The sequence below is a fragment of the Streptomyces curacoi genome (genome assembly GCF_001513975.1).
Lineage (GTDB): Bacteria > Actinomycetota > Actinomycetes > Streptomycetales > Streptomycetaceae > Streptomyces > Streptomyces curacoi.
On record NZ_KQ947984.1, the window covers coordinates 420,045 to 444,956 of the forward strand.

General features: G+C 71.3%; 21 protein-coding genes. 4 read left to right on the forward strand and 17 right to left on the reverse strand.

All coding sequences use genetic code 11. The features are described 5' to 3' along the window. Positions 1-42: 42 nt before the first annotated feature. From AQI70_RS01875 to rsmH, 14 genes are all read right to left on the reverse strand, one after another. The gene (locus AQI70_RS01875) at positions 43-684 is read right to left on the reverse strand and encodes a cell division protein SepF (protein ID WP_062143098.1); all 642 of its coding nucleotides are present in this window, start codon (positions 682-684) and stop codon (positions 43-45) included. 129 nt (positions 685-813) lie between these two features. Further along, positions 814-1,533 carry a YggS family pyridoxal phosphate-dependent enzyme gene (locus AQI70_RS01880; protein ID WP_062144946.1) on the reverse strand — a complete coding sequence of 240 codons (720 nt, stop codon included), beginning with the start codon at positions 1,531-1,533 and terminating at the stop codon, positions 814-816. A gap of 6 nt (positions 1,534-1,539) precedes the next feature. After that, positions 1,540-2,268, reverse strand: a complete 729-nt coding sequence (pgeF, locus tag AQI70_RS01885; protein WP_062143101.1) for a peptidoglycan editing factor PgeF — start codon at positions 2,266-2,268, stop codon at positions 1,540-1,542. Positions 2,269-2,278: 10 nt separating this feature from the next. Then, positions 2,279-3,481: a cell division protein FtsZ gene (ftsZ, locus tag AQI70_RS01890; protein WP_004001939.1), complete on the reverse strand. Its 1,203-nt coding sequence runs from the start codon at positions 3,479-3,481 to the stop codon at positions 2,279-2,281. 288 nt (positions 3,482-3,769) lie between these two features. After that, on the reverse strand, positions 3,770-4,567 hold the full coding sequence (locus AQI70_RS01895; protein ID WP_062143105.1) for a cell division protein FtsQ/DivIB: 798 nt from the start codon (positions 4,565-4,567) through the stop codon (positions 3,770-3,772). A 24-nt stretch (positions 4,568-4,591) separates the two neighbouring features. Further along, complete coding sequence (gene murG, locus AQI70_RS01900; protein ID WP_062143108.1) at positions 4,592-5,683, reverse strand: undecaprenyldiphospho-muramoylpentapeptide beta-N-acetylglucosaminyltransferase; 1,092 nt, start codon at positions 5,681-5,683, stop codon at positions 4,592-4,594. 6 nt (positions 5,684-5,689) lie between these two features. Next, a complete protein-coding gene (gene ftsW / locus AQI70_RS01905) occupies positions 5,690-7,051 on the reverse strand; it encodes a putative lipid II flippase FtsW (protein ID WP_062143111.1) in 1,362 nt (453 codons plus the stop codon). A 112-nt stretch (positions 7,052-7,163) separates the two neighbouring features. Next, positions 7,164-8,588 carry a UDP-N-acetylmuramoyl-L-alanine--D-glutamate ligase gene (murD, locus tag AQI70_RS01910; protein ID WP_062143114.1) on the reverse strand — a complete coding sequence of 475 codons (1,425 nt, stop codon included), beginning with the start codon at positions 8,586-8,588 and terminating at the stop codon, positions 7,164-7,166. Then, a complete protein-coding gene (mraY, locus tag AQI70_RS01915; protein ID WP_004001934.1) occupies positions 8,570-9,643 on the reverse strand; it encodes a phospho-N-acetylmuramoyl-pentapeptide-transferase in 1,074 nt (357 codons plus the stop codon). Before mraY ends, murD begins: the two co-directional genes overlap by 19 nt. Then, positions 9,640-11,046 (reverse strand): UDP-N-acetylmuramoyl-tripeptide--D-alanyl-D-alanine ligase, encoded by a 1,407-nt coding sequence (locus AQI70_RS01920; RefSeq protein ID WP_062143117.1) that lies wholly within the window; start codon positions 11,044-11,046, stop codon positions 9,640-9,642. The genes mraY and AQI70_RS01920 overlap by 4 nt, the downstream gene beginning before the upstream one ends. Positions 11,047-11,050: 4 nt before the next feature. Further along, on the reverse strand, positions 11,051-12,577 hold the full coding sequence (locus AQI70_RS01925; protein ID WP_062143120.1) for a UDP-N-acetylmuramoyl-L-alanyl-D-glutamate--2,6-diaminopimelate ligase: 1,527 nt from the start codon (positions 12,575-12,577) through the stop codon (positions 11,051-11,053). Positions 12,578-12,749: 172 nt separating this feature from the next. Continuing rightward, complete coding sequence (locus AQI70_RS01930; protein ID WP_279616738.1) at positions 12,750-14,705, reverse strand: peptidoglycan D,D-transpeptidase FtsI family protein; 1,956 nt, start codon at positions 14,703-14,705, stop codon at positions 12,750-12,752. A gap of 5 nt (positions 14,706-14,710) precedes the next feature. Continuing rightward, a complete protein-coding gene (gene ftsL, locus AQI70_RS01935) occupies positions 14,711-15,373 on the reverse strand; it encodes a cell division protein FtsL (RefSeq protein ID WP_062143124.1) in 663 nt (220 codons plus the stop codon). Positions 15,374-15,451: 78 nt separating this feature from the next. Beyond that, entirely contained in the window at positions 15,452-16,408 is a 957-nt protein-coding gene (gene rsmH, locus AQI70_RS01940) for a 16S rRNA (cytosine(1402)-N(4))-methyltransferase RsmH (protein WP_079051107.1), read from the reverse strand. 420 nt (positions 16,409-16,828) lie between these two features. Between rsmH and AQI70_RS01945 the strand changes: the two genes are divergently transcribed. From AQI70_RS01945 to AQI70_RS01960, 4 genes are all read left to right on the forward strand, one after another. Then, positions 16,829-17,377: a beta-class carbonic anhydrase gene (locus tag AQI70_RS01945; RefSeq protein WP_062144949.1), complete on the forward strand. Its 549-nt coding sequence runs from the start codon at positions 16,829-16,831 to the stop codon at positions 17,375-17,377. Positions 17,378-17,657: 280 nt separating this feature from the next. Continuing rightward, a complete protein-coding gene (locus tag AQI70_RS01950) occupies positions 17,658-18,698 on the forward strand; it encodes an AAA family ATPase (protein WP_037889621.1) in 1,041 nt (346 codons plus the stop codon). Then, entirely contained in the window at positions 18,698-20,071 is a 1,374-nt protein-coding gene (locus AQI70_RS01955) for a DUF58 domain-containing protein (protein ID WP_062143130.1), read from the forward strand. Before AQI70_RS01950 ends, AQI70_RS01955 begins: the two co-directional genes overlap by 1 nt. Next, the gene (locus AQI70_RS01960; RefSeq protein WP_062144952.1) at positions 20,068-22,452 is read left to right on the forward strand and encodes a transglutaminase TgpA family protein; all 2,385 of its coding nucleotides are present in this window, start codon (positions 20,068-20,070) and stop codon (positions 22,450-22,452) included. The genes AQI70_RS01955 and AQI70_RS01960 overlap by 4 nt, the downstream gene beginning before the upstream one ends. A 223-nt stretch (positions 22,453-22,675) precedes the next feature. On the opposite strand, the gene AQI70_RS01965 is transcribed toward AQI70_RS01960, so the two are convergent. From AQI70_RS01965 to AQI70_RS01975, 3 genes are all read right to left on the reverse strand, one after another. Then, the gene (locus tag AQI70_RS01965) at positions 22,676-23,068 is read right to left on the reverse strand and encodes a DUF3040 domain-containing protein (RefSeq protein WP_062143133.1); all 393 of its coding nucleotides are present in this window, start codon (positions 23,066-23,068) and stop codon (positions 22,676-22,678) included. Positions 23,069-23,360: 292 nt separating this feature from the next. Beyond that, the gene (locus tag AQI70_RS01970; RefSeq protein ID WP_062143136.1) at positions 23,361-24,131 is read right to left on the reverse strand and encodes a methyltransferase; all 771 of its coding nucleotides are present in this window, start codon (positions 24,129-24,131) and stop codon (positions 23,361-23,363) included. Between the two features lie 208 nt (positions 24,132-24,339). Continuing rightward, positions 24,340-24,912 (reverse strand): SAV_6107 family HEPN domain-containing protein, encoded by a 573-nt coding sequence (locus AQI70_RS01975; RefSeq protein ID WP_062143139.1) that lies wholly within the window; start codon positions 24,910-24,912, stop codon positions 24,340-24,342.

The window sequence follows — 24,912 nt, forward strand, 5'->3', positions numbered from 1 at the left end:
CCCCTGTTCCCTGTTCCGTGCGGTCGTTTCCGGTGGTGCGTCTCAGCTCTGGTTGAAGAACCCGCCCTCTGCGATGCGGGCCTTGTCCTCCGCCGTGACATCGACGTTAGCAGGCGACAACAGAAACACCTTCTGCGTCACCCGCTCGATGCTGCCGTGAAGACCAAACACCAAACCAGCCGCAAAGTCGACAAGTCGCTTCGCGTCTGTGTCATCCATCTCAGTCAGATTCATGATCACCGGGGTGCCCTCACGGAAGTGTTCCCCGATAGTACGGGCCTCGTTGTAGGTCCGCGGGTGAAGCGTGGTGATCCGATAAGGCTCTCGTTCCGACACGACCTTGGGCATGATCACCGGTGCGTTCTTCTCCAGGCTTGCGCGTTCTTGTGTGATGGATGCCACGGGCGCGATGCGCGCCGGGCGGCCGGATTCCGCGGCTAGCGAAGTCGCTCGGGCGACCGGCTCGCGAGGCGCGGGTGGTTGAATGATTCGCACCTCTTCGTCCCTTTGGGACTGATGTGCGCTGTGCGACTGGTGGGACGGCTCGTGCCGTCGGTGGTCCCGCTCGGGCTCCGGGTCCAGTTCGGGCTCGAAGTCGTCATCGGGGTCGAACCCCCGGCCGTCGTACCCATCGTCCTCCACGAGGCCGAGGTAGACCGCCATCTTGCGCATCGCGCCGGCCATGCTCTGAGTCCTCCGCTCTGTGGTGGATCGGCTGACGACTGCCAAGTGCCCGCGATCCACGCGGTCGTTACGCCCGCCTTTCGACGGCATTGACCATATATTCTGCTGTGGTCCGACTTCCTGGCGACGTTACCCGAGCCTGGGGCGGACTCCGAGTACCGCAGTGCCGACGCGCACATGTGTCGCACCGGCCGCCACGGCCTCTTCGAGGTCCGCACTCATCCCTGCCGACACCATGTTCGCAGCCGGATGTGCTCGGCGCAGGTCGGTCGACAAATCCATCAACCGCTCGAACGCCGCCTGTTGGCGCCCCGCGTACTCCCCGGTGAGCGGAGCGACGGTCATGAGACCGTCCAGCCGCAACCCCGGAGCCTTCGCGACGAGATCCGCCAACTCCTCGACTCCGCCCGGCGCCACGCCTCCCCTCTCGCCCCGCCGGCTCTCTCCCGCATCCAGCGCCACCTGGATGAGGCAGCCCACCTCGCGCTCCTGCCGTACGGCCTCCTTCGACAGGGCCGTCACCAGCTTGGAACGATCGACGGACTGCACGAGATCCGCGTAACCGACCACAGATCGCACCTTGTTGGTCTGGAGCTGACCGACAAAATGCCAAGTAAGGGGCAGATCCGAGCATGCGGCGGCCTTCGGTGCCGCGTCCTGGTCCCGGTTCTCGGCGACATGGCGGACACCGAGTTCCGACAGGATCCGCACATCGCTCGCGGGATAGGTCTTGGTGACCACGATCAAGGTCACTTCCGCCCGGTCCCGCCCGGCGGCCGCGCATGCCGCGGCGATTCGGTTCTCCACCTTCGCCAGATTTGCGGCGAGTTCGCCCTTACGGTCCGTCATGTCCATTCAGTCCAGCCAGACATAGCCCGCGAGCCGACCGGTCGTGCGGTCGCGGCGGTACGAGAAGTGATCGGTCGACTCCCGCGTGCACACCGGCGACTGCTCCCGGTCGCGCACTCCGAGTCGTGCGAGCTGTGCGTGCACTCCTGCGCCCACATCGACCGCGGGAGTGCCCCAACTCGTCTCGGCGTGCGCCGTCGGCTCCACGGCGGCCACCTCGGCGCGCATCGTCTCCGGCACCTCGTAGCACCGGCCGCAGACGGCGGGGCCGGTGCGGACGACGATCCGGGCGGGGTCGGCGCCGAGCGACCGCATCGCGTCGACGGCGGCGGGCACGATCCCCTTGACCAGTCCGGGGCGTCCGGCGTGGGCGGCGGCGACCACTCCGGCGACCGGATCGGCCAGGAGGACCGGCACGCAGTCGGCGGTCAGCACGGCGAGGGCGAGTCCCCGGGCGGCGGTCACCAGGGCATCCACCTCCGGGGGCGGCCCGGTGACCCACGGTCCCTCGACCTCGGCGACGTCGTCGCCGTGCACCTGGTTCATCCAGACCACCCGGGCCGGATCGAGGCCGAGCGACTTGGCGGCCAGTTCCCGGTTGGTCCGTACGGCCTCGGGGTCGTCGCCGACCGCTCCGCCGAGATTGAGCTCCTCATACGGAGCGGCGCTCACCCCGCCCCACCGGTCGGTGAAGGCGAAGTGCGCGCCGCTCACGGTGTCGTGCTGTCCTATCACGTCGGAAGGATCACTTGAGGAAGTCCGGGACGTCCAGCTCCTCCGCCGCGCTGTCGGCGTAGGTCCGCGACGGCGGCACCGGCGGGGCGACCGGGATGTCGGCCACCGGCTCCGGGTCGGGCTCGGGGTCCTCCTTCGGCGTGACGCTGCCGAGCGAGCCGAAGGACGGGCGGCTCTCCGGCTGCTGCCGTACCGGAGTGGGCTCCTCGCGGCGGGCCGGGGAGGACGAGGTCGAGCCGAGGACGTTGTCCCGGCGGGCCGGCGGCTGGCCCCCGTCGAAGCCGGCTGCGATCACGGTGACCCGCACCTCGTCGCCGAGGGCGTCGTCGATGACCGCGCCGAAGATGATGTTGGCCTCGGGGTGGGCGGCCTCGCTGACCAGCTGGGCGGCCTCGTTGATCTCGAACAGGCCGAGGTCGGAGCCGCCGGAGATGGAGAGCAGCACGCCCCGGGCGCCGTCGATGGACGCCTCCAGGAGCGGCGAGGAGATCGCCATCTCGGCCGCGGCCACCGCACGGTCGTCGCCGCGGGCCGAGCCGATGCCCATGAGGGCCGAACCGGCCTCGGACATGACCGACTTGACGTCGGCGAAGTCGAGGTTGATGAGGCCAGGCGTGGTGATGAGGTCGGTGATGCCCTGGACACCGGAGAGCAGGACCTGGTCCGCGGACTTGAAGGCGTCGAGGACCGAGACCTGGCGGTCCGAGATGGACAGCAGCCGGTCGTTCGGGATGACGATGAGGGTGTCGACCTCTTCGCGGAGTTCGGCGATGCCGTCCTCGGCCTGGTTCGCGCGGCGCCGTCCCTCGAAGGTGAACGGGCGCGTGACCACGCCGATGGTGAGGGCGCCAAGGGAGCGTGCGATGTTGGCCACGACGGGCGCGCCGCCGGTGCCGGTGCCACCGCCTTCACCGGCCGTCACGAAGACCATGTCGGCCCCCTTGAGGACCTCCTCGATCTCCTCGCGGTGGTCCTCGGCGGCCTTGCGGCCGACGGCCGGGTTGGCTCCGGCGCCGAGTCCGCGGGTGAGTTCACGGCCGACGTCGAGCTTGACGTCGGCGTCGCTCATCAACAGAGCTTGCGCGTCGGTGTTGATAGCGATGAACTCGACGCCCTTGAGACCGACCTCGATCATCCGGTTGATGGCATTGACACCACCGCCGCCGACACCGATGACTTTGATGACTGCGAGGTAGTTCTGCGGTGCTGCCACGTCGAAGGCCTCTCGCCTCGAGTTACGGGTCGTCGGATCACGGGAAGCGCTCAGCCTTCGTGAACCGGCGACAGATGCCGAATGGGACGGTCCGTAGCGCCGACCCGAACCCTAACCCTGAAGTTTAGGGTTACCAGTGTGTCTGTTCCTTGAAGTCTTCTGAACAGGACACTAAGTCGACAAGTGGCGCACGTTCAACGAACACGCCGAACCTCCCGTTTTTCTTTTCACCCTATGTGATCAGCCGTGTCGCTGCCCAACCAGGGTGCTGGCCTGCGCAGATGTGCGTCAACTCCCCGATGACGCAGGGGCGGTGGGAACGCTGACGTCGAAGTGCCCTGCATCCGGCGAGGCTTTCATGAGAGCGGTGAGCGCGCGAGCCTTCGCGGCGCCCTTCTCGCCACTCCCCCATGCGACGATCCGGCCGTCGTTCAACTCCAGCGAGATGTCGTCGTAGGAGCGGACCTTGACGACCTGGGTGTTCCGCGCGACGGCGGCCGGAAGCGCGTCCGCGACACGCACCGCCTCCCGGACCAGACGGACCTCGCCGAAGCGGCGCAGGCTGGCCGCGGCGGAACTCGACCGGGACAGCGCCAATTCCAGTGCGGGGACCCCTTTCGGGGGCTCGGAAACCGTGGCGAATCGGACACCTTTCTTGTCCACTTCGACGAAGTTTCCGCCCTTTTGGACAACCAGAACCGGAGCACGCTCCGTCACTTTCAGGCTGATTCCATGGGGCCAGGAGCGGGCCACGTCAACCACGTCAATTCGGGGCAATTTCTGGCGCAGTCGTGCCTCAATCGCCTCGATGTCGACGGAAATCAGCGGTGCCCCGACCGGGACGTCGGCCGCCTCGCGGACCTGTGCGGGCGTCAGGACCCGGGTCCCGGCGACCGACACCCGCTCGACACGCAGCCACTGTGAGCCGTACAACAGCCAGCCGGCGCCCGCGCCGATCAGCACGAGGGCGACCGCAAGAATGATGATCACACGAAGGCGCGACAGCCTCGATCGCCGCCGGGCGAGGGGCGGGTCGGACGACTCCTGCTGCCGTTCACCGCGCTCGGCGGTAGTCGGTCCGGCCACGCTCCCTGCCCTCCGTCAACGGTCCTAACGTCGATGCGAGGCGATCGCCTCGTACACCATGCCGACGAGCAGGTCGTCGGCGTCCCGGCGGCCGAACTCGCCGGCGGCGCGGGACATCTCGTACAGCCGGTGCGGGTCGGCGAGCACGGGCAGGACGTTCTGCTGCACCCACTCGGGGGTGAGTTCCGCGTCGTCGACCAGCAGCCCGCCGCCGGCCTTGACCACCGGCTGGGCGTTGAGCCGCTGCTCGCCGTTGCCGATGGGCAGCGGGACATAGGCGGCCGGGAGTCCGACGGCGGAGAGTTCGGCGACGGTCATCGCGCCCGCGCGGCAGAGCATCATGTCGGCCGCGGCGTACGCGAGGTCCATCCGGTCCAGGTAACTTACCGGGATGTAGGGGGGCATTCCCGGCATCTGGTGGACCTGCGGCAGTTCGTTCTTCGGTCCGACCGCGTGCAGGATCTGGATCCCGGCCTGCTGGAGGTAGGGCGCGACCTGCTGGACGACCTCGTTGAGGCGGCGGGCGCCCTGCGAACCGCCGGAGACCAGCAGCGTGGGCAGGTTCGGGTCGAGCCCGAACATCGCGCGGGCCTCCGGGCGGACCGCGGCCCGGTCGAGGGTGGCGATGGAGCGGCGCAGCGGGATGCCGATGTAGCGCGCGCCCCGCAGCTTGCTGTCCGGGGTGGAGACGGCGACCTGGGCGGCGTACCGCGAACCGATCTTGTTGGCCAGGCCCGGGCGGGCGTTGGCCTCGTGGATGACGATCGGCACCCCGAGGCGCTTGGCGGCGAGGTAGCCGGGCAGGGCGACATAGCCGCCGAAGCCGACCACGGCGTCCGCCTTGGTGCGCTCCAGGACCTGCTCGGCGGCCTTGATCGTGCCGCGCAGCCGGCCCGGGACGGTGATCAGCTCGGGCGTCGGCTTGCGCGGCAGGGGTACGGCGGGGATCAGCGCGAGCTCGTAGCCCCGCTCTGGCACGAGCCGGGTCTCAAGGCCGCGCTCCGTGCCCAGGGCCGTGATCCCCACGGTCGGGTCCTGCCTGCGCAGGGCGTCCGCGAGGGCGAGCGCGGGCTCGATGTGGCCGGCGGTCCCCCCACCGGCGAGTACGACATGCACCGAAATTCACCGCTCTCCGGACGAACGCGCCGCCGAGGCACGCCGTCGCATCGTGTTCCATCTCCGAGGCTCCCGGCCGCGGCCGGCGCCTCCCGCACGCTTTCTACCAAAGCGGGGTTGCCGCCCCGAAAGCGCCGCCCGCGCAGCGGGCTCGTCGCGCGCGAAGGCGATCAGCAGCCCGATGGCGAACATGGTCGGCAGCAGGGCGGACCCTCCGTAGGAGAACAGCGGGAGGGGGACGCCGGCGATCGGCAGCAGGCCGAGCACCGCACCGATGTTGATCACGGCTTGCGCGGTGATCCAGGTGGTCACGCCTCCCGCGGCATACCTCACGAAGTGGTCCTCCGTGCGTCCGGCCACGCGGATACCCGCATAGCCTAGAGCCGCGAAGAGGGCGAGCACCGACAGCGTCCCCGCCAGGCCCAGTTCCTCACCGGTGACGGCGAAGATGAAGTCGGTGTGGGCTTCGGGGAGTTGGCCCCATTTCTCCACACTCGCACCGAGGCCGGAGCCGAAGATTCCGCCGGAGGCGAGCGCGTAGATGCCGTGCACGGCCTGCCAGCAGTCGACGGCACCGCTGCGCGGCTCGGTGGCGCCGAGGCACTGCAGGCGGGCCATGCGGTTCTCACTGCTCTTGATGAGGAGCACGCCGATCGAGCCGGCGACCGACAGTACCCCCACGAAGAGCCGGGTCGGCGCCCCCGCCAGCCACAGCAGGCCGAACAGGATCGCCGACAGGATGATCGCCGTACCCATGTCGCCGCCGAGCATGATCAGTCCGAGCAGCATGAAGGCGACCGGCACGAGCGGCACCAGCATGTGCTTCCACTGGCTCAGCAGCCGCTTGTCCTCCTTGCGGGCGATCAGGTCGGCGCCCCACAGCACCAGCGCGAGCTTGCCGAACTCGCTGGGCTGGATCTGGAAGGAGCCGCCGAGGGCGATCCAGTTCTGGTTGCCGTTGACCGCGACTCCTATCCCGGGCACCTGCACGAGCGCCATCAGGAAGACGGCGCCCGCGAGGATCGGATAGGCCAGCGCCCGGTGCAGCTTCACGGGCATCCGGGAGGCGGCGAACAGCAGCCCGGCGCCGATCACCGCGGCCAGCAGCTGCTTGCGGAAGAAGTACGAACCGGGCAGCGACATCTGCAGCGCGGTGATCTGGGAGGCCGAGTAGACCATCACCAGCCCGAGCACGGTGATCAGCAGACTGCCGCCGAGGATCAGGTAGTACGCGGTGAGCGGCCGGTCCCATGCCCGGTGCAGGCGCGTGTACAGGCGTCGTACGGCGCTGTCGCGCGGCGGCCGGAGCGGGGCGGGGCGCCGAACGGCCCGCTGGGCGGGAGGCCGTCCCGTACGGCTACCGGGCATCGGCGCTCACCGCCTCGCCGGGCGAGTACCTGCCGTCCGGCCACATCCGAGTCACGCGTCCCTCCACTTCACGGCGGGGTCCCGAAGCACCCGCAGTGGCCGAGACCCGCCGTCAGGCGCCCGCGCCGAGTTCGCGAACCGCCTCCGCGAACGCGTCACCGCGCTGGTTGTAGTTGGCGAACATGTCCATCGAGGCACAGGCCGGGGCAAGGAGCACCGTGTCACCGGGCCGCGCGAGCCGCTGCGCCTCCTGGACCGCCGCCGGCATCGCCCCAGTGTCGGTCCGGTCGAGGTCGACGACGGGTACTTCCGGCGCGTGTCGCGCGAGGGCTTCCCGGATCAGGCCGCGATCCGCGCCGATGAGCACGGCTCCGCGAAGCCGCTTCGCCGACTTGGCGACCAGCTCCTCGAAGACGGCTCCCTTGGCGAGTCCGCCCGCGATCCAGACGATGGACTCGTACGCCGCCAACGAGGCCTCCGCCGCGTGCGTGTTGGTGGCCTTGGAGTCGTCGACGTAGGCGACCCCGTCCACGTCCGCCACGTGTGCGATGCGGTGGGCGTCCGGGGTGAAGGCCCGCAGGCCGTCCCGTACGGCCTTGGGGGGCACCCCGTAGGCCCGGGCGAGGGCCGCCGCCGCGAGGGCGTTGGCGATGTTGTGCGGGGCGGGCGGGTTGACGTCGGAGACCTCGGCGAGCTCCTGGGCGTTCTTCTGCCGGTTCTCGACGAAGGCGCGGTCGACCAGGATGCCCTCCACCACGCCGAGTTGGGAGGGGGCCGGGGTGCCGAGGGTGAAGCCGATGGCGCGGCAGCCCTCCTCGACGTCGGCCTCGCGCACCAGGTCCTCGGTGGCCTTGTCGGCGACGTTGTAGACGCAGGCGACGCGGTTGCCCTCGTAGATGCGGCCCTTGTCGGCGGCGTACGCCTCCATGGAGCCGTGCCAGTCGAGGTGGTCCGGGGCGATGTTCAGCACGGCCGCCGAGTGTGCCCGCAGCGAGGGGGCCCAGTGGAGCTGGTAGCTGGACAGCTCCACGGCCAGGACGTCGTACTGCTCCTCGCCGAGCACCGCGTCGAGCAGCGAGACGCCGATGTTGCCGACGGCGGCGGTGCGCAGGCCCGCCGCTTGGAGGATGGAGGCGAGCATCTGGACCGTGGTGGTCTTGCCGTTGGTGCCGGTGACGGCGAGCCACGGTGCGGCGTCGGGCCCGCGCAGCCGCCAGGCCAGCTCGACGTCGCCCCAGACCGGGACGCCGGCCTGCTCGGCGGCGGCGAACAGCGGCTTGTCCGGCTTCCAGCCGGGCGTGGTGACGATCAGCTCGGTACCTTCGGGCAGGGTCGCGCCGTCGCCGAGGCGGACGGCGATGCCGAGCGCCTCCAGCTCCTCGGCCTGGGCACGCGCGCGTGCGTCGTCGCCGTCGTTGACGACGGTGACGTTCGCGCCGAGGCCGTGCAGCACCTTGGCCGCCGGGATCCCGGAGACGCCGAGCCCGGCGACGGTGACGTTCTTTCCCTGCCAGTCGGTCACTTGTCCGCTGCCCATCCCGCGTAGAAGAGGCCCAGTCCGACGATCACACAGATGCCCTGAATGATCCAGAAACGGACCACGACGAGCACTTCGGACCAGCCCTTGAGTTCGAAGTGGTGCTGGAGTGGCGCCATGCGGAAGACGCGCTTGCCGGTGAGGCGGAAGGAGCCGACCTGGATGACCACCGACATGGTGATCAGCACGAAGAGACCGCCGAGGATGGCGAGCAGCAGCTCCGTGCGGGAGCAGATCGCCAGACCGGCCAGCGCGCCGCCCAGGGCCAGCGACCCGGTGTCGCCCATGAAGATCTTGGCGGGCGAGGTGTTCCACCACAGGAAGCCGAGGCAGGCGCCCATCAGCGCGGAGGAGACTACGGCGAGGTCGAGTGGATCGCGCACCTCGTAACAGGCGGTGGGGTTGGCCAGCGTCTGCGCGTTGGCGCAGGACTCCTGGAACTGCCAGACGCCGATGAACGTGTAGGCGCCGAAGACCAGCACGGAGGCGCCGGTGGCGAGGCCGTCCAGGCCGTCCGTCAGGTTCACGCCGTTCGACATGGCGAGGATCATGAACAGCGCCCAGACGACGAACAGCACCGGGCCGATGGACCAGCCGAAGTCCTGCACGAAGGAGAGCTTGGTGGAGGCCGGGGTGTTGCCGCGGTTGTCCGCGAACTGCAGCGAGAGCACCGCGAAGGCGATACCGCCGAGCAGCTGGCCGGCCATCTTGGCCTTGGCCCGCAGACCCAGCGAACGACGCTTGACGATCTTGATGTAGTCGTCCAGGAAGCCGACCAGACCCATGCCGGCCATCAGACCGATCACCAGGATGCCGGAGAACGTCGGCGGCTTGCCGGTGATCAGCTTGGACAGGAAGTACGCGGCGATCGTCGCCAGGATGAAGGCGATGCCACCCATGGTCGGCGTACCGCGCTTGCTGTGGTGCTCGCGCGGGCCGTCGTCCCGGATGTACTGGCCGTAGCCCTTGCGGGCCAGCAGCTTGATCAGCAGCGGGGTGCCGACCAGGGTCAGGAAGAGGCCAATGACTCCTGAGAACAGGATCTGATTCATCATCGGGCGGCAACCTCACCCTCGGTACCGCCCGCGAGCAGCGCCTCGGCGACGCTCTCCAGACCGACCGAACGGGACGCCTTCACGAGTACGACGTCTCCTGGGCGCAACTCGCTGCGCAACAGGTCGACCGCCGCCTGTGCGTCGGACACGTGCACCGACTCCTCACCCCACGAACCCTCGTTATATGCGCCCAGTTGCAGCCAGGACGCTTCCCTGCCCCCGACCGCGACGAGCTTGCTGACGTTGAGCCGGACGGCGAGCCGTCCGACCGCGTCGTGCTCGGCGAGCGCCTCGTCCCCGAGCTCGGCCATCTTGCCGAGCACCGCCCACGTACGGCGCCCCTTGCCCATGGCCGCCAGCGCCCTGAGGGCAGCCCGCATGGACTCGGGGTTCGCGTTGTAGGCGTCGTTGACGATGGTCACGCCGTCCGGGCGCTCGGTGACCTCCATACGCCAGCGGGAGAGGGAGCCCGCCTCGGAGAGCGCGGTGGCGATCTCTTCCGCGGACATGCCCAGCTCATGGGCGACGGCGGCCGCGGCGAGCGCGTTCGACACGTGGTGCTCACCGTACAGGCGCATGGTCACATCGCTGCACCCGGAGGGTGTGTGAAGCATGAAGGACGGCTGTCCGCTGTCCGTGAGTCGCACGTTCTCGGCGCGTACGTCCGCTTCGCCTGACTCTCCGAAAAGGATCACCTTCGCCTTCGTACGGGACGCCATGGCCCGTACGAGGGGGTCGTCGGCGTTGAGGATCGCGGCGCCGTCCTCCGGAAGGGCCTCCACGAGCTCGCCCTTGGCCTGCGCGATCTGCTCACGGCCGCCGAACTCGCCGATGTGGGCGGTGCCGACGTTGAGCACGAGGCCGACCTTCGGGGGCGTCAGATCGGTGAGATAGCGGATGTGGCCGATGCCGCGGGCGCCCATCTCCAGGACGAGGAACCTCGTCTCCTCGGTGGCGGTGAGCGCGGTCAGCGGCAGCCCGATCTCGTTGTTGAGCGAGCCCGGCGTCCACACGGTGGGCGCCTTGCGCTGAAGCACCTGGGCGATCAGGTCCTTGGTGCTGGTCTTGCCGGCCGAGCCGGTCAGGGCCACGAGGGTCGCGCCGAGCCGTCGTACGACATGCCGGGCGAGGGCGCCGAGCGCCTTCTGGACGTCGGCCACGACGATCGCGGGCACGCCGACGGGGCGCGACGCCAGTACGGCGACGGCGCCCGCTTCGACGACCTGCCGGGCGAAGTCGTGGCCGTCCACGCGCTCGCCGACGAAGGCGGCGAAGAGGGTGCCGGTCTCCACTTCCCGGGAGTCCCGGACGACGGGTCCGGTGACCTGGACGGACGGATCCGGTATGTCGTGCGTCTGCCCGCCGACGACTTCTGCGATCTCGGCGAGAGAGAGGGCGATCACAAGTTCATCCCTGGGTCTTCTGGATAGCTTCGCGAAGCACCTGGCGGTCGTCGAAGGGACGGACCACTCCGGCGATGTCCTGGCCCTGCTCATGGCCCTTGCCGGCGACCAGCACGGTGTCGCCGGGCTGTGCGCGGGCGACGGCCGCGGCGATCGCGGCGGCCCGGTCCTCGAAGACCTGCACCTCGCCACGCTCGTGCACGGGCACGGACGCCGCGCCCTGCAGCATGGTCGCGAGGATCGCGAGGGGGTCCTCGGAGCGGGGGTTGTCGGAGGTCAGTACGGCGGTGTCGGCGAGCCGGGCCACGGCGGCGCCCATCGGCGCGCGCTTGGTCGTGTCGCGGTCCCCGCCGCAGCCGAGCACGACGTGCAGCTTGCCCTCGGTGACCTTGCGGAGCGCCTTGAGCACCGACTCGACCGCGTCGGTCTTGTGGGCGTAGTCCACGACCGCGAGATACGGCTGCCCGGCGTCCACGCGCTCCAGCCGGCCCGGCACGCCCGGCACGGCGGCGATGCCGTCGGCGGCGGCCTGCGCGTCGAGGCCGGCGGCGGCCAGGGCGGTGATGGCGGCGAGGGTGTTCGCCACGTTGAAGGGGCCCGCGATCGGCGACCTGGCGGCGATCCGCTCGCCCTTGGGCCCGAGCACGGTGAACGTCGAGTCCATGGGTCCGATCTCGACGCCCTCGGCGCGCCAGTCGGCGTCGGGGTGGCCCTCGGCCGAGAAGGTGATGACCGGGACGGTGGCCTCCTTGGCGAGCCTGCGGCCGTACTCGTCGTCGAGGTTGACGACGCCGAGTTTGCTGCGTTTCGGGGTGAACAGCTGCGCCTTGGCCCGGAAGTAGTCCTCCATGTCGGAGTGGAACTCCATGTGCTCCGGGCTGAGGTTGGTGAAGACGGCGATGTCGAAGACGCACCCGTCGACCCGGCCGAGGACCAGCGCGTGGCTGGAGACCTCCATGGCGACCGCCTCGACGCCGCGTTCGCGCATGACGGCGAACAGGGCCTGGAGGTCGGTGGCTTCGGGGGTAGTCCGCTCGGACTTGATGCGCTCGTCGCCGACGCGCATCTCCACCGTGCCGATGAGTCCGGTGGTGCGGGCCGTCTTGAGGGCGCCCTCGACGAGATACGCGGTGGTGGTCTTGCCCGACGTGCCGGTGATGCCGATCTGCAGCAGGTCGCGGCCGGGGTGGCCGTAGATCGTGGCCGCCAGCTCGCCCATCCGCCCGCGCGGGTCCTCGACGACCAGGACCGGCAGGCCGGTCGCGGCGGCGCGCTCGGCCCCCGTCGGGTCGGTCAGCACGGCGACGGCGCCGAGGCCGGCGGCCTGCGTGACGAAGTCGGCGCCGTGCAGGCGGGCGCCCGGGAGGGCGGCGTACAGGTCGCCGGGGCGGACGGCGCGCGAGTCATGGGTGATGCCCGTGACGGCGGCGCTTTCCGCGGGTTCCGGCGCGGGGACACCCAGCTGATCGGCGAGCTCCGCGAGGGGTGTGGCGGAGACCTGGACCGGCCTGGGCGGCCCCGGATACGTCACGGGATGCCCCTTCTGGGTGGTTTGGGACTGATCAGCGTGTGGCACGGCGGTGAGCGTACCGGGCGCACCCGCCTGGGAGCGAAGTGAGGGGCGGGGTGCGCTCTGGTTCCCGGAGTCGGGGGTGATCGTTGTCACGAGGTGGTTCCTGGCTGCTCGGTGCTGATCAGGGTGGTCAGTTGTAGGCGACCGGGAGCTTCGCGGGCCTGGCCCCGGTCGGCGGGATCTGGAGGGTCTTCAGGGCGAACTCCATCACCTGCTTGTAGATGGGCCCGCAGATCTGGCCACCGAAGTAGTTGCCCGCGGTGGCGTTCTGGATCGCGCAGTAGACCGTGACACGCGGCTTGTCGGCGGGCGCGAAGCCGGCGAACGACGACGTGTAGCCGCGGTACTTGCCGGTGGCCGGATCCACTCGGTTCGCCGTACCCGTCTTGCCCGCGACCCGGTAGCCGGGGATGCGCGCCTTGGTGCCGGTGCCCTCCCGGTCGTCCACGACCGACTCCAGCATCTGGGCGAGGGTCTTCGCCGTCTTCGCACTGATGACCCTGGTCTTCTTGGGCGCGGGGGCGGGGGTGAACTGCCCGTCGGGTCCCTTGGTGCCGCGCACGAGCGAGGGTTCGACCCGGACGCCGCCGTTGGCGATCGTCGAGTAGACGGAGGCCGCCTGCATCGCGTTGATGGACACGCCCTGGCCGAAAGGAATCGTGTACTGCTGCGAGGTGGACCACTTGTCCGGGGCGGCGAGGATGCCCGGGGTCTCGCCGGGGAAGCCGAGCCCGGTGTAGCTGCCGAGGCCGAACTTGCGCAGGTAGTCGTAGAGGACCCTGTTGGCCTGCGGCTGGGTCCTGCCCAGCTGGCCGGTGGCGAGAATGGTGCCGATGTTGCTGGACTTGGCGAGCACGCCGTTGAGCGTGAGATACCAGGTCTCGTGGTCGATGTCGTCCTTGAAGAGCCGGTCGCCGCGGTGCAGCCGGTTGGGCACGACGACATGCGTGCCCGGTGTGGCCACGCCCTCCTCCAGTACGGCGGCCATGGACATGACCTTCGCGGTGGAGCCGGGCTCGAAGGCGTCCTGGACGGCCGCGTTGCCCATGTTCTCGCCGCTGGCCTCGGCGAGGTCGTTCGGATCGAAGCCGGGCGAGTTGGCCATGGCGAGGACCTGGCCGGTGCGGGCGTCCTGGACGATCACATAGCCGCGGTCCGCCCTGGACTTCTTCACCTGCTCGCTGATCGCGTTCTGCGCGGCCCACTGGATGTCGCGGTCGATGGTGAGCTCGACGTCGCTGCCGGGGACGGCGGGCGTCTCGGTGGCGCTCACGGTGGGCACCTGGCGTCCGCCGGACTGGGCGTAGCGGATCTCGCCGTCCTTCCCGGACAGCTCCTTGTTCAGCTGCTGCTCGATTCCTCCGCCGCCCTTGCCGTCGGCGTTGACCCAGCCCAGTATCCCGGCGGCGAGGTCGCCGTTCGGGTACACGCGCTTGCTGCTGGCGACCGACAGGACGCCCGCGAGGACGTTGACCGTGCTCTTGTCCTTCTCGGCCTTGGTGGCCAGCGCGTTCTTCAGGTCCTTGATCTGCTTCCAGACCTGCGGGGTCTGGCGGCGCGCCAGCAGGGTGTAGCGCGAGTTCTTGTTCTCGGGCCGCAGCTTCCTGACGATCGTCTCCTGCTCCTGACCGAGGATCGGCGCGAGGAGGGCCGCCGCCTGCTCGGGGCCGTCGTCGATCTTCAGCTGCTCGCGGCTGAACAGCGTGGGGTCGGCCGTGATGTCGTACGCGTCCACACTGGTCGCCAGCGCCACGCCGTTGCGGTCGGTGATGCCGCCGCGCTCTGCGGCCAGGGTGTAGCCGACGTACCGGTTCTTCTCCGCCTTGGCGGCGTAGGTGCTCGCGTCGACGGCCTGGACCTGGAGCAGCCGTACGACGAAGGCGCTCAGGACGAGGGTCAGGGCCAGGCCGACCATGCGCAGCCGGGGGCGGGGGCTGCCCAGCCGGATGATCCGGGCCGCGGGGCGGGGTGGTGCCGGGCGGCGGGCCGGGCGGGCGCCGGGGCCCTGGCGCCGCTGGGCGCCGCCGGAGCGGGCGGGCTTCGCGGGTCCGGGCACGCGGCGGCGCGGCGGTTCCCTGTCGGACACTTCCGTCACCTGCCGGGGGTCGGGTATGTGGAGGACTGGGCGGACGGGATGGACTGCTGCGCCGGGGGCGCGTACTGCGGCGCGGCGGGGGCGGCCTGCGGGGGCGCGTATCCAGGCGCGGGGGAGGTGGCCCCGGACGGTGCGTAGGGATCGGAGGGTGCGTCCTGCGGCGCCGCCACGCCGGCCACGCCGGCCCCGGTGGCCGGCGTGGCGGGCGTCGGGCTGGGTGCCGGGGGCACCGTGGGCTCGCTGACGAGGGCCTCGGGGGCGAGGACGAGGGGGGCGTACGCCGCGTTCGGATCGGCCGGCGCCGGGGAGGGGACGCCCTTGACCGTGCCGTCGGGGCCGAGGAAGGCCGGGTCGCCGCCGGGGACCATGCCGAGTTCGCGGGCGCGGCGCTGGAGGGCGTCGGGGGCGGAGTAGGCGTCGATGTCCCGCTGCAGGGACTGCTCCTCGTCGGTGAGGGCCTTGGTCTCCCTCTCCAGGTCGTCGAGTTTGAACGCGCCCTCGCTGAGGGCGGAGTTCAGCATGAGGAGGCCGATGAGGCCGCCGCCGAGGAGAAGGACGACGAGGAGGACGAAGGGGGTGCGGGCGGCTTGCCCGGCCCCGGTGGGGAAAAGCCGCGCGAGCCGGGCGGCACGCCCCCTCAGTTCGGGTTTCCTACTCACTCACCCTCCCTTGAGTCCGGTTCTCCCACTGGCGAGTTTGAATCCTGGACCCCGGCGACCGCCTGTGCCGCACGCCCTTCATTCGATGGACTCCCTGATGCGCTCGGCCCCGCGCAGGCGCGCCGGTGCCGCGCGCCGGTTCTCGGCGACCTCTTCCTCGGTGGGAAGTTCGGCACCGCGCGTCAGCAGCTTGAGCCGGGGCTGGTAACGCTCGGGGACCACGGGCAGCCCGGGCGGGGCGGTGCTGGCGGCGCCGGCCGCGAACACCTGCTTGACCAGCCGGTCCTCCAGCGAGTGGTACGACAGCACCGCGATCCGCCCGCCGACGTCGAGGGCCTCCACGGCGGCCGGGATGGCCCGCTCCAGGACGGAGAGCTCGCCGTTGACCTCGATGCGCAGCGCCTGGAAGGTGCGCTTGGCCGGGTTGCCGCCGGTGCGCTTGGCGGCCTGCGGAAGGGCGTCGCGGATCAGCTCCACGAGCCGCGCGCTGTTGCTGAACGGCTCCTTCTCCCGCTCGCGCACGATCGCGGCCACGATCCGCTTGGCCTGCTTCTCCTCGCCGTACGTGCGCAGGATCCGGACGAGTTCGCCGGCCGGGTAGGTGTTGAGGACCTCGGCGGCGCTGATGCCGGTCGTCTGGTCCATGCGCATGTCGAGCGGGGCGTCCTGGGCGTAGGCGAAGCCTCGGTCGGCCTCGTCGAGCTGCATGGAGGAGACGCCGAGGTCGAACAGCACGCCCTGCACGCGCGCGATGCCGAGCCGGTCCAGGACCTCCGGGAGCTCGTCGTAGACGGCGTGCACGAGGGTCGCGCGCTCGCCGTACGGGGCGAGCCGCTCGCCGGACAGGCGCAGGGCCTCCTTGTCGCGGTCGAGGGCGACCAGCCGGGCCTCGGGGAACTGCTGCAGGAGGGCCTCGCTGTGGCCGCCGAGGCCGAGCGTGCAGTCGACGACCACCGCTCCCGGCCGCTGCAGGGCGGGGGCCAACAGGTCCAGGCACCGCTGGAGCATCACCGGGACATGTCGACTCTGACTCAAGGGGCCCTCTCAGATCCGGCGCGGCCGTACGCACCGCCGGGTCCCCGCCCGCTCGTGAAGGGGAGGCCTGCCGGCGCCGGAAGCGTCAGCCGACCGGGAGCGGGAGGAGGCCGAGCCGTACGTACGCGCCGCGCACGTGGGGAGATCTCCGGCAAAAGCGCCGGGGTCTCCGGGGGAAATCAGTCCAGCAGGGAGAGTCGCCTCCCGCTTCGCGTCACTTTAGTCCACCGAGTCCCGCGGTCAATCAACCGGCCTGCGCGTCGCCGCTTCGGGTTCCGGCGACGCCGCACAGCAGGGGAAATCGCTCGTATGGGTGCACTCACGCCACCCCTGTGGGTTAGCTCACAACAAGGCTCATTGATGTTCTTTGTCCCCCCTCACAGCAGGACCATTTCGGCCGTGACCAGTACCGTCATGGGTATGACGACTTCTGCATCGGTTCCCGCTGGTCCGGAAAGCGCGATAGCCCGCGGCGGCACGGTCACCGACCGCCTCGTCGAGGCGAACGAGCGATACGCCGCCGCCTTCACCGACCCCGGCATGGACGCCCGTCCCGTCCTGCGCGTCGCCGTCGTGGCCTGCATGGACGCCCGGCTCGACCTGCACGCCGCGCTCGGTCTGGAACTCGGTGACTGCCACACCATCCGCAACGCCGGCGGCGTGGTCACCGATGACGTGATCCGCTCGCTCACGATCAGCCAGCGCAAGCTCGGCACCCGCAGCATCGTTCTGATCCATCACACCGGCTGTGGCCTGGAGGCGATCACCGAGGACTTCCGCACCGAGCTGGAGATGGAGGTCGGCCAGCGCCCAGCCTGGGCCGTGGAGGCCTTCCGGGACGTCGACCAGGACGTACGCCAGTCGATGCAGCGCTTGCGCACGTCGCCGTTCCTGATGCACACCGACGACGTCCGCGGCTTCGTCTTCGACGTGCGGACCGGTCTGCTGCGCGAGATCGACCCCGCGTAACCGTTCACGCCGCCCCGGTCCGGCCTCCCGCAAGCCCGCGTAACCATCCGCCGTAGCTGTCGTTTCGCTGTCAATTCCGGCTCTGGCGTGCCCAAAAGGCCGTAAGACCCGACATATCGCAGGCAGTTGTCCACAGGCGAGTGACACGAATCGGTAACGGCAGCAAGAATGCGGGTGTGGCAACACGCGGAACCTTTCCCGCGTGGTGTCCGTGTTCCAGGGGTGGGCCGGTCCGCAGCGCAGAGCGGCGGCCCGGAAAGAACGGGCCGAGGAGGGCCGGGTGACGACCTATGACGATCGAGCGAGCCTCACTGATCTGACCGCCACTGTGGAGCGAGTCCGCAGTTCGGTGGAGGAAGTGATCGAGGGCAAGCCCGAGGTCGTACGGCTTTCGCTGACCGTGCTGCTCGCCGAGGGGCATCTTCTGATCGAGGATGTCCCGGGCGTGGGCAAGACGATGCTCGCGAAGGCCCTGGCGCGGTCCATCGACTGTTCGGTGCGGCGCATCCAGTTCACGCCCGACCTGCTGCCTTCCGACATCACGGGCGTGTCCATCTGGGACCAGCAGCGCAAGGACTTCGAGTTCAAGCCCGGCGCGATCTTCGCCCAGATCGTGATCGGTGACGAGATCAACCGCGCGTCGCCGAAGACGCAGTCCGCGCTGCTGGAGTCCATGGAGGAGCGCCAGGTCACCATCGACGGCCAGACCTACGAGCTGCCGAGCCCCTTCATGGTGGTGGCCACGCAGAACCCGGTCGAGATGGAGGGCACCTACCCGCTGCCCGAGGCCCAGCGCGACCGCTTCATGGCCCGCGTCTCCGTCGGCTACCCCAGCGTGGAGGCCGAACTGCAGATGCTGGACGTGCACGGCGGCGTCTCGCCGCTGGAGGACCTCCAGCCGGTGGCGCACGCGCACGACATCGTGAAGCTGATCGACGCGGTCCGCGGTGTCCACGTCGCCGAGCCGGTCCGCCGGTACGCGGTGGAGCTGGTCGCGGCCACCCGCACCCACCCGGACCTCAGACTCGGCGCCTCCCCGCGCGCGACCCTGCACCTGCTGCGCGCGGCGAAGGCATCGGCGGCCCTGAGCGGCCGGGAGTACGCGCTGCCCGACGACGTGCAGGCCCTCGCCGTGGCCGTCCTGGCCCACCGCCTGCTGCCCACCGCCCAGGCCCAGCTGAACCGCCGGACGTCCGAGCAGGTCGTCCAGGAGATCCTCCAGCGCACCCCGGTGCCCGCCGCGCCCCAGCAGCAGAGCGGCTTCGGGGGCCTCGGCCGGGGCACTCCGGCGTACGGCCAGCAGCCGCCGCGGAGGCTGTGATGGCCTCCGGCGCGACAGGCCAGGCCGAGGCCGACCGCGGCGACGCGAGCGGGCTGCGCACGGCACTGGCCGGTCTGACCACGCGCGGCCGCTCCTTCCTGGCCGCCGGGGTCGCGGCCGCCGTCTGCGCCTATGTCCTCGGCCAGAGCGACCTGCTGCGCGTCGGGCTGCTGCTCGCCGTCCTGCCGCTGGTCTGCACGACCGTGCTGTACCGCACGCGCTACCGGGTCGCGGGCAGCCGCCGGCTCTCCCCCGCGCGCGTGCCCGCCGGCAGCGAGGCCCGCGTCCATCTGCGGATGGACAACGTCTCCCGGCTGCCCACCGGCCTGCTGATGCTCCAGGACCGGGTGCCGTACGTCCTCGGCCCGCGCCCGCGCTTCGTGCTGGACCGGGTGGAGGCGGGCGGCCGGCGCGAGGTGTCCTACCGCGTGCGCTCCGACCTGCGCGGCCGCTACCCGCTGGGCCCGTTGCAGCTGCGCCTGACCGACCCGTTCGGGATGTGCGAGCTGACCCGGTCCTTCTCCACGTACGACACCCTGACGGTCATCCCGCGCGTGGAGCCGCTCCCGCCGGTCCGCTTCAGCGGGGAGGCGAAGGGCTACGGCGACGGACGGCAGCGCTCGCTGGCGCTGGCCGGCGAGGACGACGTGATCCCGCGCGGCTACCGCTACGGCGACGACCTGCGCCGCGTGCACTGGCGCTCCACCGCGCGCTACGGCGAGCTGATGGTGCGCCGCGAGGAGCAGCCGCAGCGCGCCCGCTGCACGGTGCTGCTGGACACCCGGGGCCTGGCCTTCCAGGGCGCGGGCCCGGACTCGGCCTTCGAGTGGGCCGTGTCGGGCACCGCGTCCGTGCTGGTCCACATGCTTGAGCGGGGCTTCTCCGCACGGCTGCTCACCGACACCGGCAGCTCGGTGCCCGGCGAGGGCGCCGACGGCTTCGCGGGCGCGAGCCAGGGGTCGGCGGACGCGGCCGGGCTGATGATGGACACCCTGGCGGTGATCGACCACTCGGACGGCACGGGACTGTCGCGGGCGTACGACGTCCTGCGCGGCGGCAACGACGGGCTGCTGGTCGCCTTCTTCGGCGCCCTCGACGAGGAGCAGGCGGCGGTTGCCGCCAAGATGCGGCAGCGCAGTGGGGGCGCGGTGGCCTTCGTGCTGGACAGCGCGGCCTGGGTGCGGGAACCGACCGATGTGCCGGGTGCGTTGGACAGGAGCGAGGAGCGGCTGCGGATGCTGCGCGAGGCGGGCTGGACGGCCCTGAGCGTGCCGCGGGGCGCCTCGCTGAACGAGCTGTGGCGCCAGGCGGACCGAGCGCGTACGGACGCCGCCGCGACAAGTGGCGCCCGGGGCGAGGGGGGACCGGCATGAGCGGGCGGACACGGATGGCGCTGTGCGCCGCGGCGGCCACACTGATGGCGGCCTGCGCCCTGCTGCCGCTGGTGTCCCCGGTCACCTGGTACCTGCAGGCGATCTTCCTGCTGGCGATCCAGACCGGCGTGGGCATGGCGACCCGGCGGGTGCCGCTGGCCCGGCCCGTGACGGTGGCGGCGCAGGCCCTCGCGGCGTTGATGCTGCTCACCCTGACCTTCGCCAACCAGCAGGCGATCTTCGGAGTGCTTCCCGGCCCGGACGCCTTCCGCCACTTCGCCGACCTGTTGCAGGCCGGCGCGGACGACGTCAGCCGGTACTCGATCCCGGCGCCGCTGTCCGACGGCATCCGGCTGATGCTCATCGGCGGCGTCCTGATCATCGGCCTGGCGGTGGAGACCCTCGCGGTGACGTTCCGCAGCGCGGCCCCGGCCGGGCTGCCGCTGCTGGCGCTGTACTCCGTGGCGGCGGGGCTGTCCGACGGCGGCGCGGACTGGCTGTGGTTCCTGATCGCCGCAGCGGGCTATCTGATGCTGCTCCTGACCGAGGGGCGCGACCGGCTCTCGCAGTGGGGCCGCATCTTCGGCGGAGCGCCACGCACGCCCGGCGGGGAGCCGAGCGGCGCGGTGGCGCCGGTCCGCACCGGGCGGCGCATCGGCGTGGTCGCGCTCGGCATCGCCCTGGTGGTCCCGCTCGCGCTGCCCGCGATGAACAGCGGCCTGCTGGACGCGGCGGGCGCGGGGGTGGGCTCCGGCACCGGCAGCGGGGGCACGATCTCCGCGGTGAACCCGCTGGTGTCGCTGCGCGACAGCCTGAACGTGGACGAGGACCGCGAGGTCATGTCCCTGAAGACCAACACGGACGACATCTCCGACCTGTACCTGCGGATCGTGTCCCTGGACGACTTCGACGGCACCACCTGGCAGCCGTCCAAGCGCGACATCCAGGCCGTGCCGGACCGGTTCCCCACGCCCTTGGGTCTCGGCCCCGACGTGCGGCGGGCGGAGGTCGAGACGACGATCTCGGCCGCCGACTGGTACGGCCAGAACTGGCTGCCGATGCCGTATCCGCCCAGCGGTGTGAGCATCGAGGGCAGGTGGCGGTACGAACCGCTGGGCATGACGGTCGTCGGCGACCGCCGGCAGACCACACGCGGGGCGACGTACACCGTGCGCAGCCTCGATGTGCAACCGACGGCGGAGCAGCTCGCGGGCGCGCCGGAGCCGCCCACCGCCCTGAAGCGCGAGTTCACCGAGCTGCCCGACTCGCTGCCCGCGGTGGTCTCCCGGACCGCGCGCGAGGTCACCAAAGGCTCGACCAGCCACTACGAGCAGGCGGTCAAGCTCCAGGAGTACTTCGCCGTCACGGGCGGCTTCCAGTACGACACCAACGTCAAGGTCGGCAGCGGCCGCCAGGCGATCGCCCGCTTCCTGCGGGACAAGCAGGGCTTCTGCGTCCACTTCTCCTTCGCGATGGCGGCGATGGCCCGCTCGCTCGACATACCGGCCCGGGTCGCGGTGGGCTTCGCGCCCGGTACGCCTCAGGGCGACGGGTCGGTCTCGGTAGGGCTGAAGGACGCGCACGCCTGGCCCGAGCTGTACTTCGAGGGCGTGGGCTGGACCCGCTTCGAGCCGACGCCGACCCGGGGTTCGGTCCCGCCGTACACCCAGTCGGACACGCCCGGCTCCACGCTCCCGGACATCGCGCGGCCCACGCAGTCGGCGAGCACGGGGCCCTCCGCCTCGCCGTCGACGAGCGAGAGCTGCGCGGGGCAGAACCCGGAGCTGTGCGCGAGCGAGTCCCCGCAGGCCGCGCTGACCACGGATGACGACGGCCCGAAGTGGTACGCCGTCCTGGCGTGGGTGCTCGGCGGGCTGGCGGCGCTGCTGATCCCACTGGCGCCGATGCTGTGGCGGCTGCGGACCCGGGCGGTGAGGCTGGGCGCGCATGGCCGCACGGAGGCGGACGTGTCGCTCCACACGTTGGCGGTCTGGGGGGAACTGACGGACCTCGCCTGGGACTTCGGCATCCCCCCGGACCACTCCCAGACACCCCGCAAGGCCGCCGCCCGCATCGTCCGCCTGGCCCATCTCGACCCGCCGGCCGCGGCCTCGGTGCACCGGGTGGCCGACGCGGTGGAACAGGTCCTGTACGCCCCCAGCCCCCACCCGCCGGCCGGACTCGCGGAGGACGTCCGCCGCGTCCTGTCCGACCTGGAGGCCAAGGTCAGCTGGACGACGAACCTGCGCGCCCTGCTGGCCCCGCGCTCCAGCGTGCGCGTGGCATGGGCCCTGTGGGACTGGTGGGCGGCCCTCAAGCAGCGTGCCGCCGCCTCCCGACCGACGCTGCGCAAGCCGTCCGCGCCGGGGCAGCGGGGGTGACGGGTCGCCGGGGGTCCGCAGGGACGCCGATAGCCGGAACGCCGAGACGCCGGTAGCCGGAGGACGGCCTTGGGCTGGAGCGGCGGCCTCGGGCTGGAGCGGCGGCCTCGGGGGGGCATCTCCCCCCCACCCCGGCTCCCCAGCACCTACGAGGGCATACGTCAGGGGGTGACCACCCAGTCGGTGGTCACCCCCTGCGTATGTTCAGGAGCTGCTCGACGAGCTAATGGCCGCCCTGTTCGTCACGGCGGCGCTGCCAGCGCTGTTCGATCCGGTCCATCATGGAGCGCTTCTGGCGGGGCTGACGGTGGGCGTGCGGGCCGCCCGCGGGCTGTTCGCCCGGCTTGGGGGCCTTGCGCCAGCCGGTCACGGCGAGTACCGCACAACCCAGCATGACGAGGAAGCCCACCACGCTGAGCCATACCTGCTTGGCGACCATTCCAGCCATGAGGAGCGCAATACCAACGAGGAAGCCCGCGACCGCCTGGTAGACCCGCCGCCGGGTGTACGTACGCAGCCCGCTTCCCTCAAGCGCCGACGCGAACTTGGGATCTTCGGCGTACAGCGCTCGCTCCATCTGCTCGAGCATTCGCTGCTCGTGCTCCGAGAGCGGCACGGAGTCCTCCTCATCGTGCAGTCGCCGGGGCGACCCGGGGGGTCCCTTCAGGATAGGCAGGGAATCGCCCCCGTGAAACCCGCCCCTCTACGCCAATTGGCCAACCGGGATCCGCCATGGACGTCCCGGCTCGCTGAGATCTGCATTCCCCAGCAGCCGACCCGTCATGCCGGAACGGTCTCCCTCGATCATACGGCGCACAGCGCCCGATCGGGGGGCCTGTGGCGTACTCCATGTGCAGCCAAGTCCCTGATCAACGGCGCGCCCTCGCGGTCCGCTCACGGAGGGCGGCTCAGGCCTCGGCGGCCTCTCGTGTCTCGCCGAGCACATGGAGCTGCGTGGCCACCGAGTGGAAGGCGGGCAGCTCGGCCGCCGCCTCCTCCAGCTTCAGCAGCGCCTCCAGGGCCCCGGGCTCGGTGTCCACCAGCACACCGGGGACCAGGTCGGCGAAGACCCGCACCCCGTGCACGGCACCGACCCGCAGGCCGGCGCCCTCGACGAGCTCGGTGAGCTGCTCGGCGGTGAAGCGGCGCGGCACGGGGTCACCCTGGCCCCAGCGGCCGTCCGGGTCCTGCAGGGCCTGCTTGGCCTCCTTGAAGTGTCCGGCGAGGGCCCGCGCCAGCACCGCACCGCCCAGACCGGCGGCGAGCAGGCTGAGCACGCCCTCGGCGCGCAGAGCGGCCACCGCGTTGCGGACACCCTCGGCGGGGTCGTCGACGTACTCCAGGACGCCATGGCACAGCACGACGTCGTAGGCGCCGCGCTCGACCACGTCGAACAGGCCGTGGGCGTCTCCCTGCACGCCGCGCACCCGGTCGGCGACGTCGGCCTCGGCGGCGCGCCGCTCCAGGGCGAAGAGCGCGTTCGGGCTGGGGTCGACGACGGTGACGCGGTGGCCGAGGCGGGCGAGGGGCACCGCGAAGTTGCCGCTGCCGCCTCCGGTGTCGAGGACGTCCAGCGCCTGCCGGCCCGTGGCCTTGACCCGACGGTCCAGGGCGTCCTGGAGGACCTCCCAGACCACGGCGGTACGGAGAGAGGCTCGGGGGCGCATCGGGTCCGACACGGCAGTTGACTCCTCGGCACGGCACCGCCACTTGCGGGGCGGAGCGAACGGGCTGCCTCCCTGGCCCGGGGTACCGGAACGGGAAGGCTTCAGGCGCCCTCCACCCTATTGCCTACGACGGCCCACTCGGCCCGCGCGGTTCCACGGGAGGCCGCCTGTCCCGTCCGGCGGACGGGAAGGGCGGGCCCGCCCCTGGGCCGATGCGCCTTCAGCCCGCGTCGGGCATGTCGGCGCGCGGGGGACGTGGGCCGTCGGTCTCCTCCGCGTCCGGCTCGGGTCGCGGCTGCGGCAGGACCGGCTGGAGCACCAGCATCCGCTCGACGAGGCGTAGGAACATCGCCACGTCGCGTATCAGGTCGTCGGCGTCCCGGCGGCTGGCCGCGCCCTGGATGCCCGCCTCGGCCCGGGCGCGGCGCCGGGCGCCGGAGGCGAACAGCGCGCTCCACTCGGTGAGTTCGGGCGCGATTTCGGGGAGCACTTCCCAGGCGCTCCTGATCCGGGCCCGGCGCCTGGGCGAGAGCTCCGGCCGCCCCCGCGCGGCGAGTACAGCGGCGGCGGTGCGCAGGGCGGCGAGATGGGCCGTGGCATAGCGCTCGTTCGGTGTCTCCAGAACGGCGGCCTCGTCCAGTCCCGCGCGGGCCTGGGCGAGCAGGTCGAGGGCGGCGGGCGGGGCCGTGGCCCGGCGGAGCACAGGGTGCACATCGCTCGCGGGGCCGGTCAGTGAGGGGGCAGGGCCGGTGGCGCGGCGCCGGCGGGCGGCTGCTGCGTGGTAGCTGGCCAT

Coding starts and splice junctions, on each gene's coding strand:
- ftsW (WP_062143111.1), bottom strand. CDS start 7,051: ATGCCCGGTAGCCGTACGGGACGGCCTCCCGCCCAGCGGGCCGTTCGG.
- AQI70_RS01945 (WP_062144949.1), top strand. CDS start 16,829: ATGACGACTTCTGCATCGGTTCCCGCTGGTCCGGAAAGCGCGATAGCC.
- mraY (WP_004001934.1), bottom strand. CDS start 9,643: ATGATGAATCAGATCCTGTTCTCAGGAGTCATTGGCCTCTTCCTGACC.
- AQI70_RS01975 (WP_062143139.1), bottom strand. CDS start 24,912: ATGGCCAGCTACCACGCAGCAGCCGCCCGCCGGCGCCGCGCCACCGGC.
- murD (WP_062143114.1), bottom strand. CDS start 8,588: ATGGGCAGCGGACAAGTGACCGACTGGCAGGGAAAGAACGTCACCGTC.
- AQI70_RS01875 (WP_062143098.1), bottom strand. CDS start 684: ATGGCCGGCGCGATGCGCAAGATGGCGGTCTACCTCGGCCTCGTGGAG.
- AQI70_RS01955 (WP_062143130.1), top strand. CDS start 18,698: ATGGCCTCCGGCGCGACAGGCCAGGCCGAGGCCGACCGCGGCGACGCG.
- AQI70_RS01960 (WP_062144952.1), top strand. CDS start 20,068: ATGAGCGGGCGGACACGGATGGCGCTGTGCGCCGCGGCGGCCACACTG.
- AQI70_RS01880 (WP_062144946.1), bottom strand. CDS start 1,533: ATGACGGACCGTAAGGGCGAACTCGCCGCAAATCTGGCGAAGGTGGAG.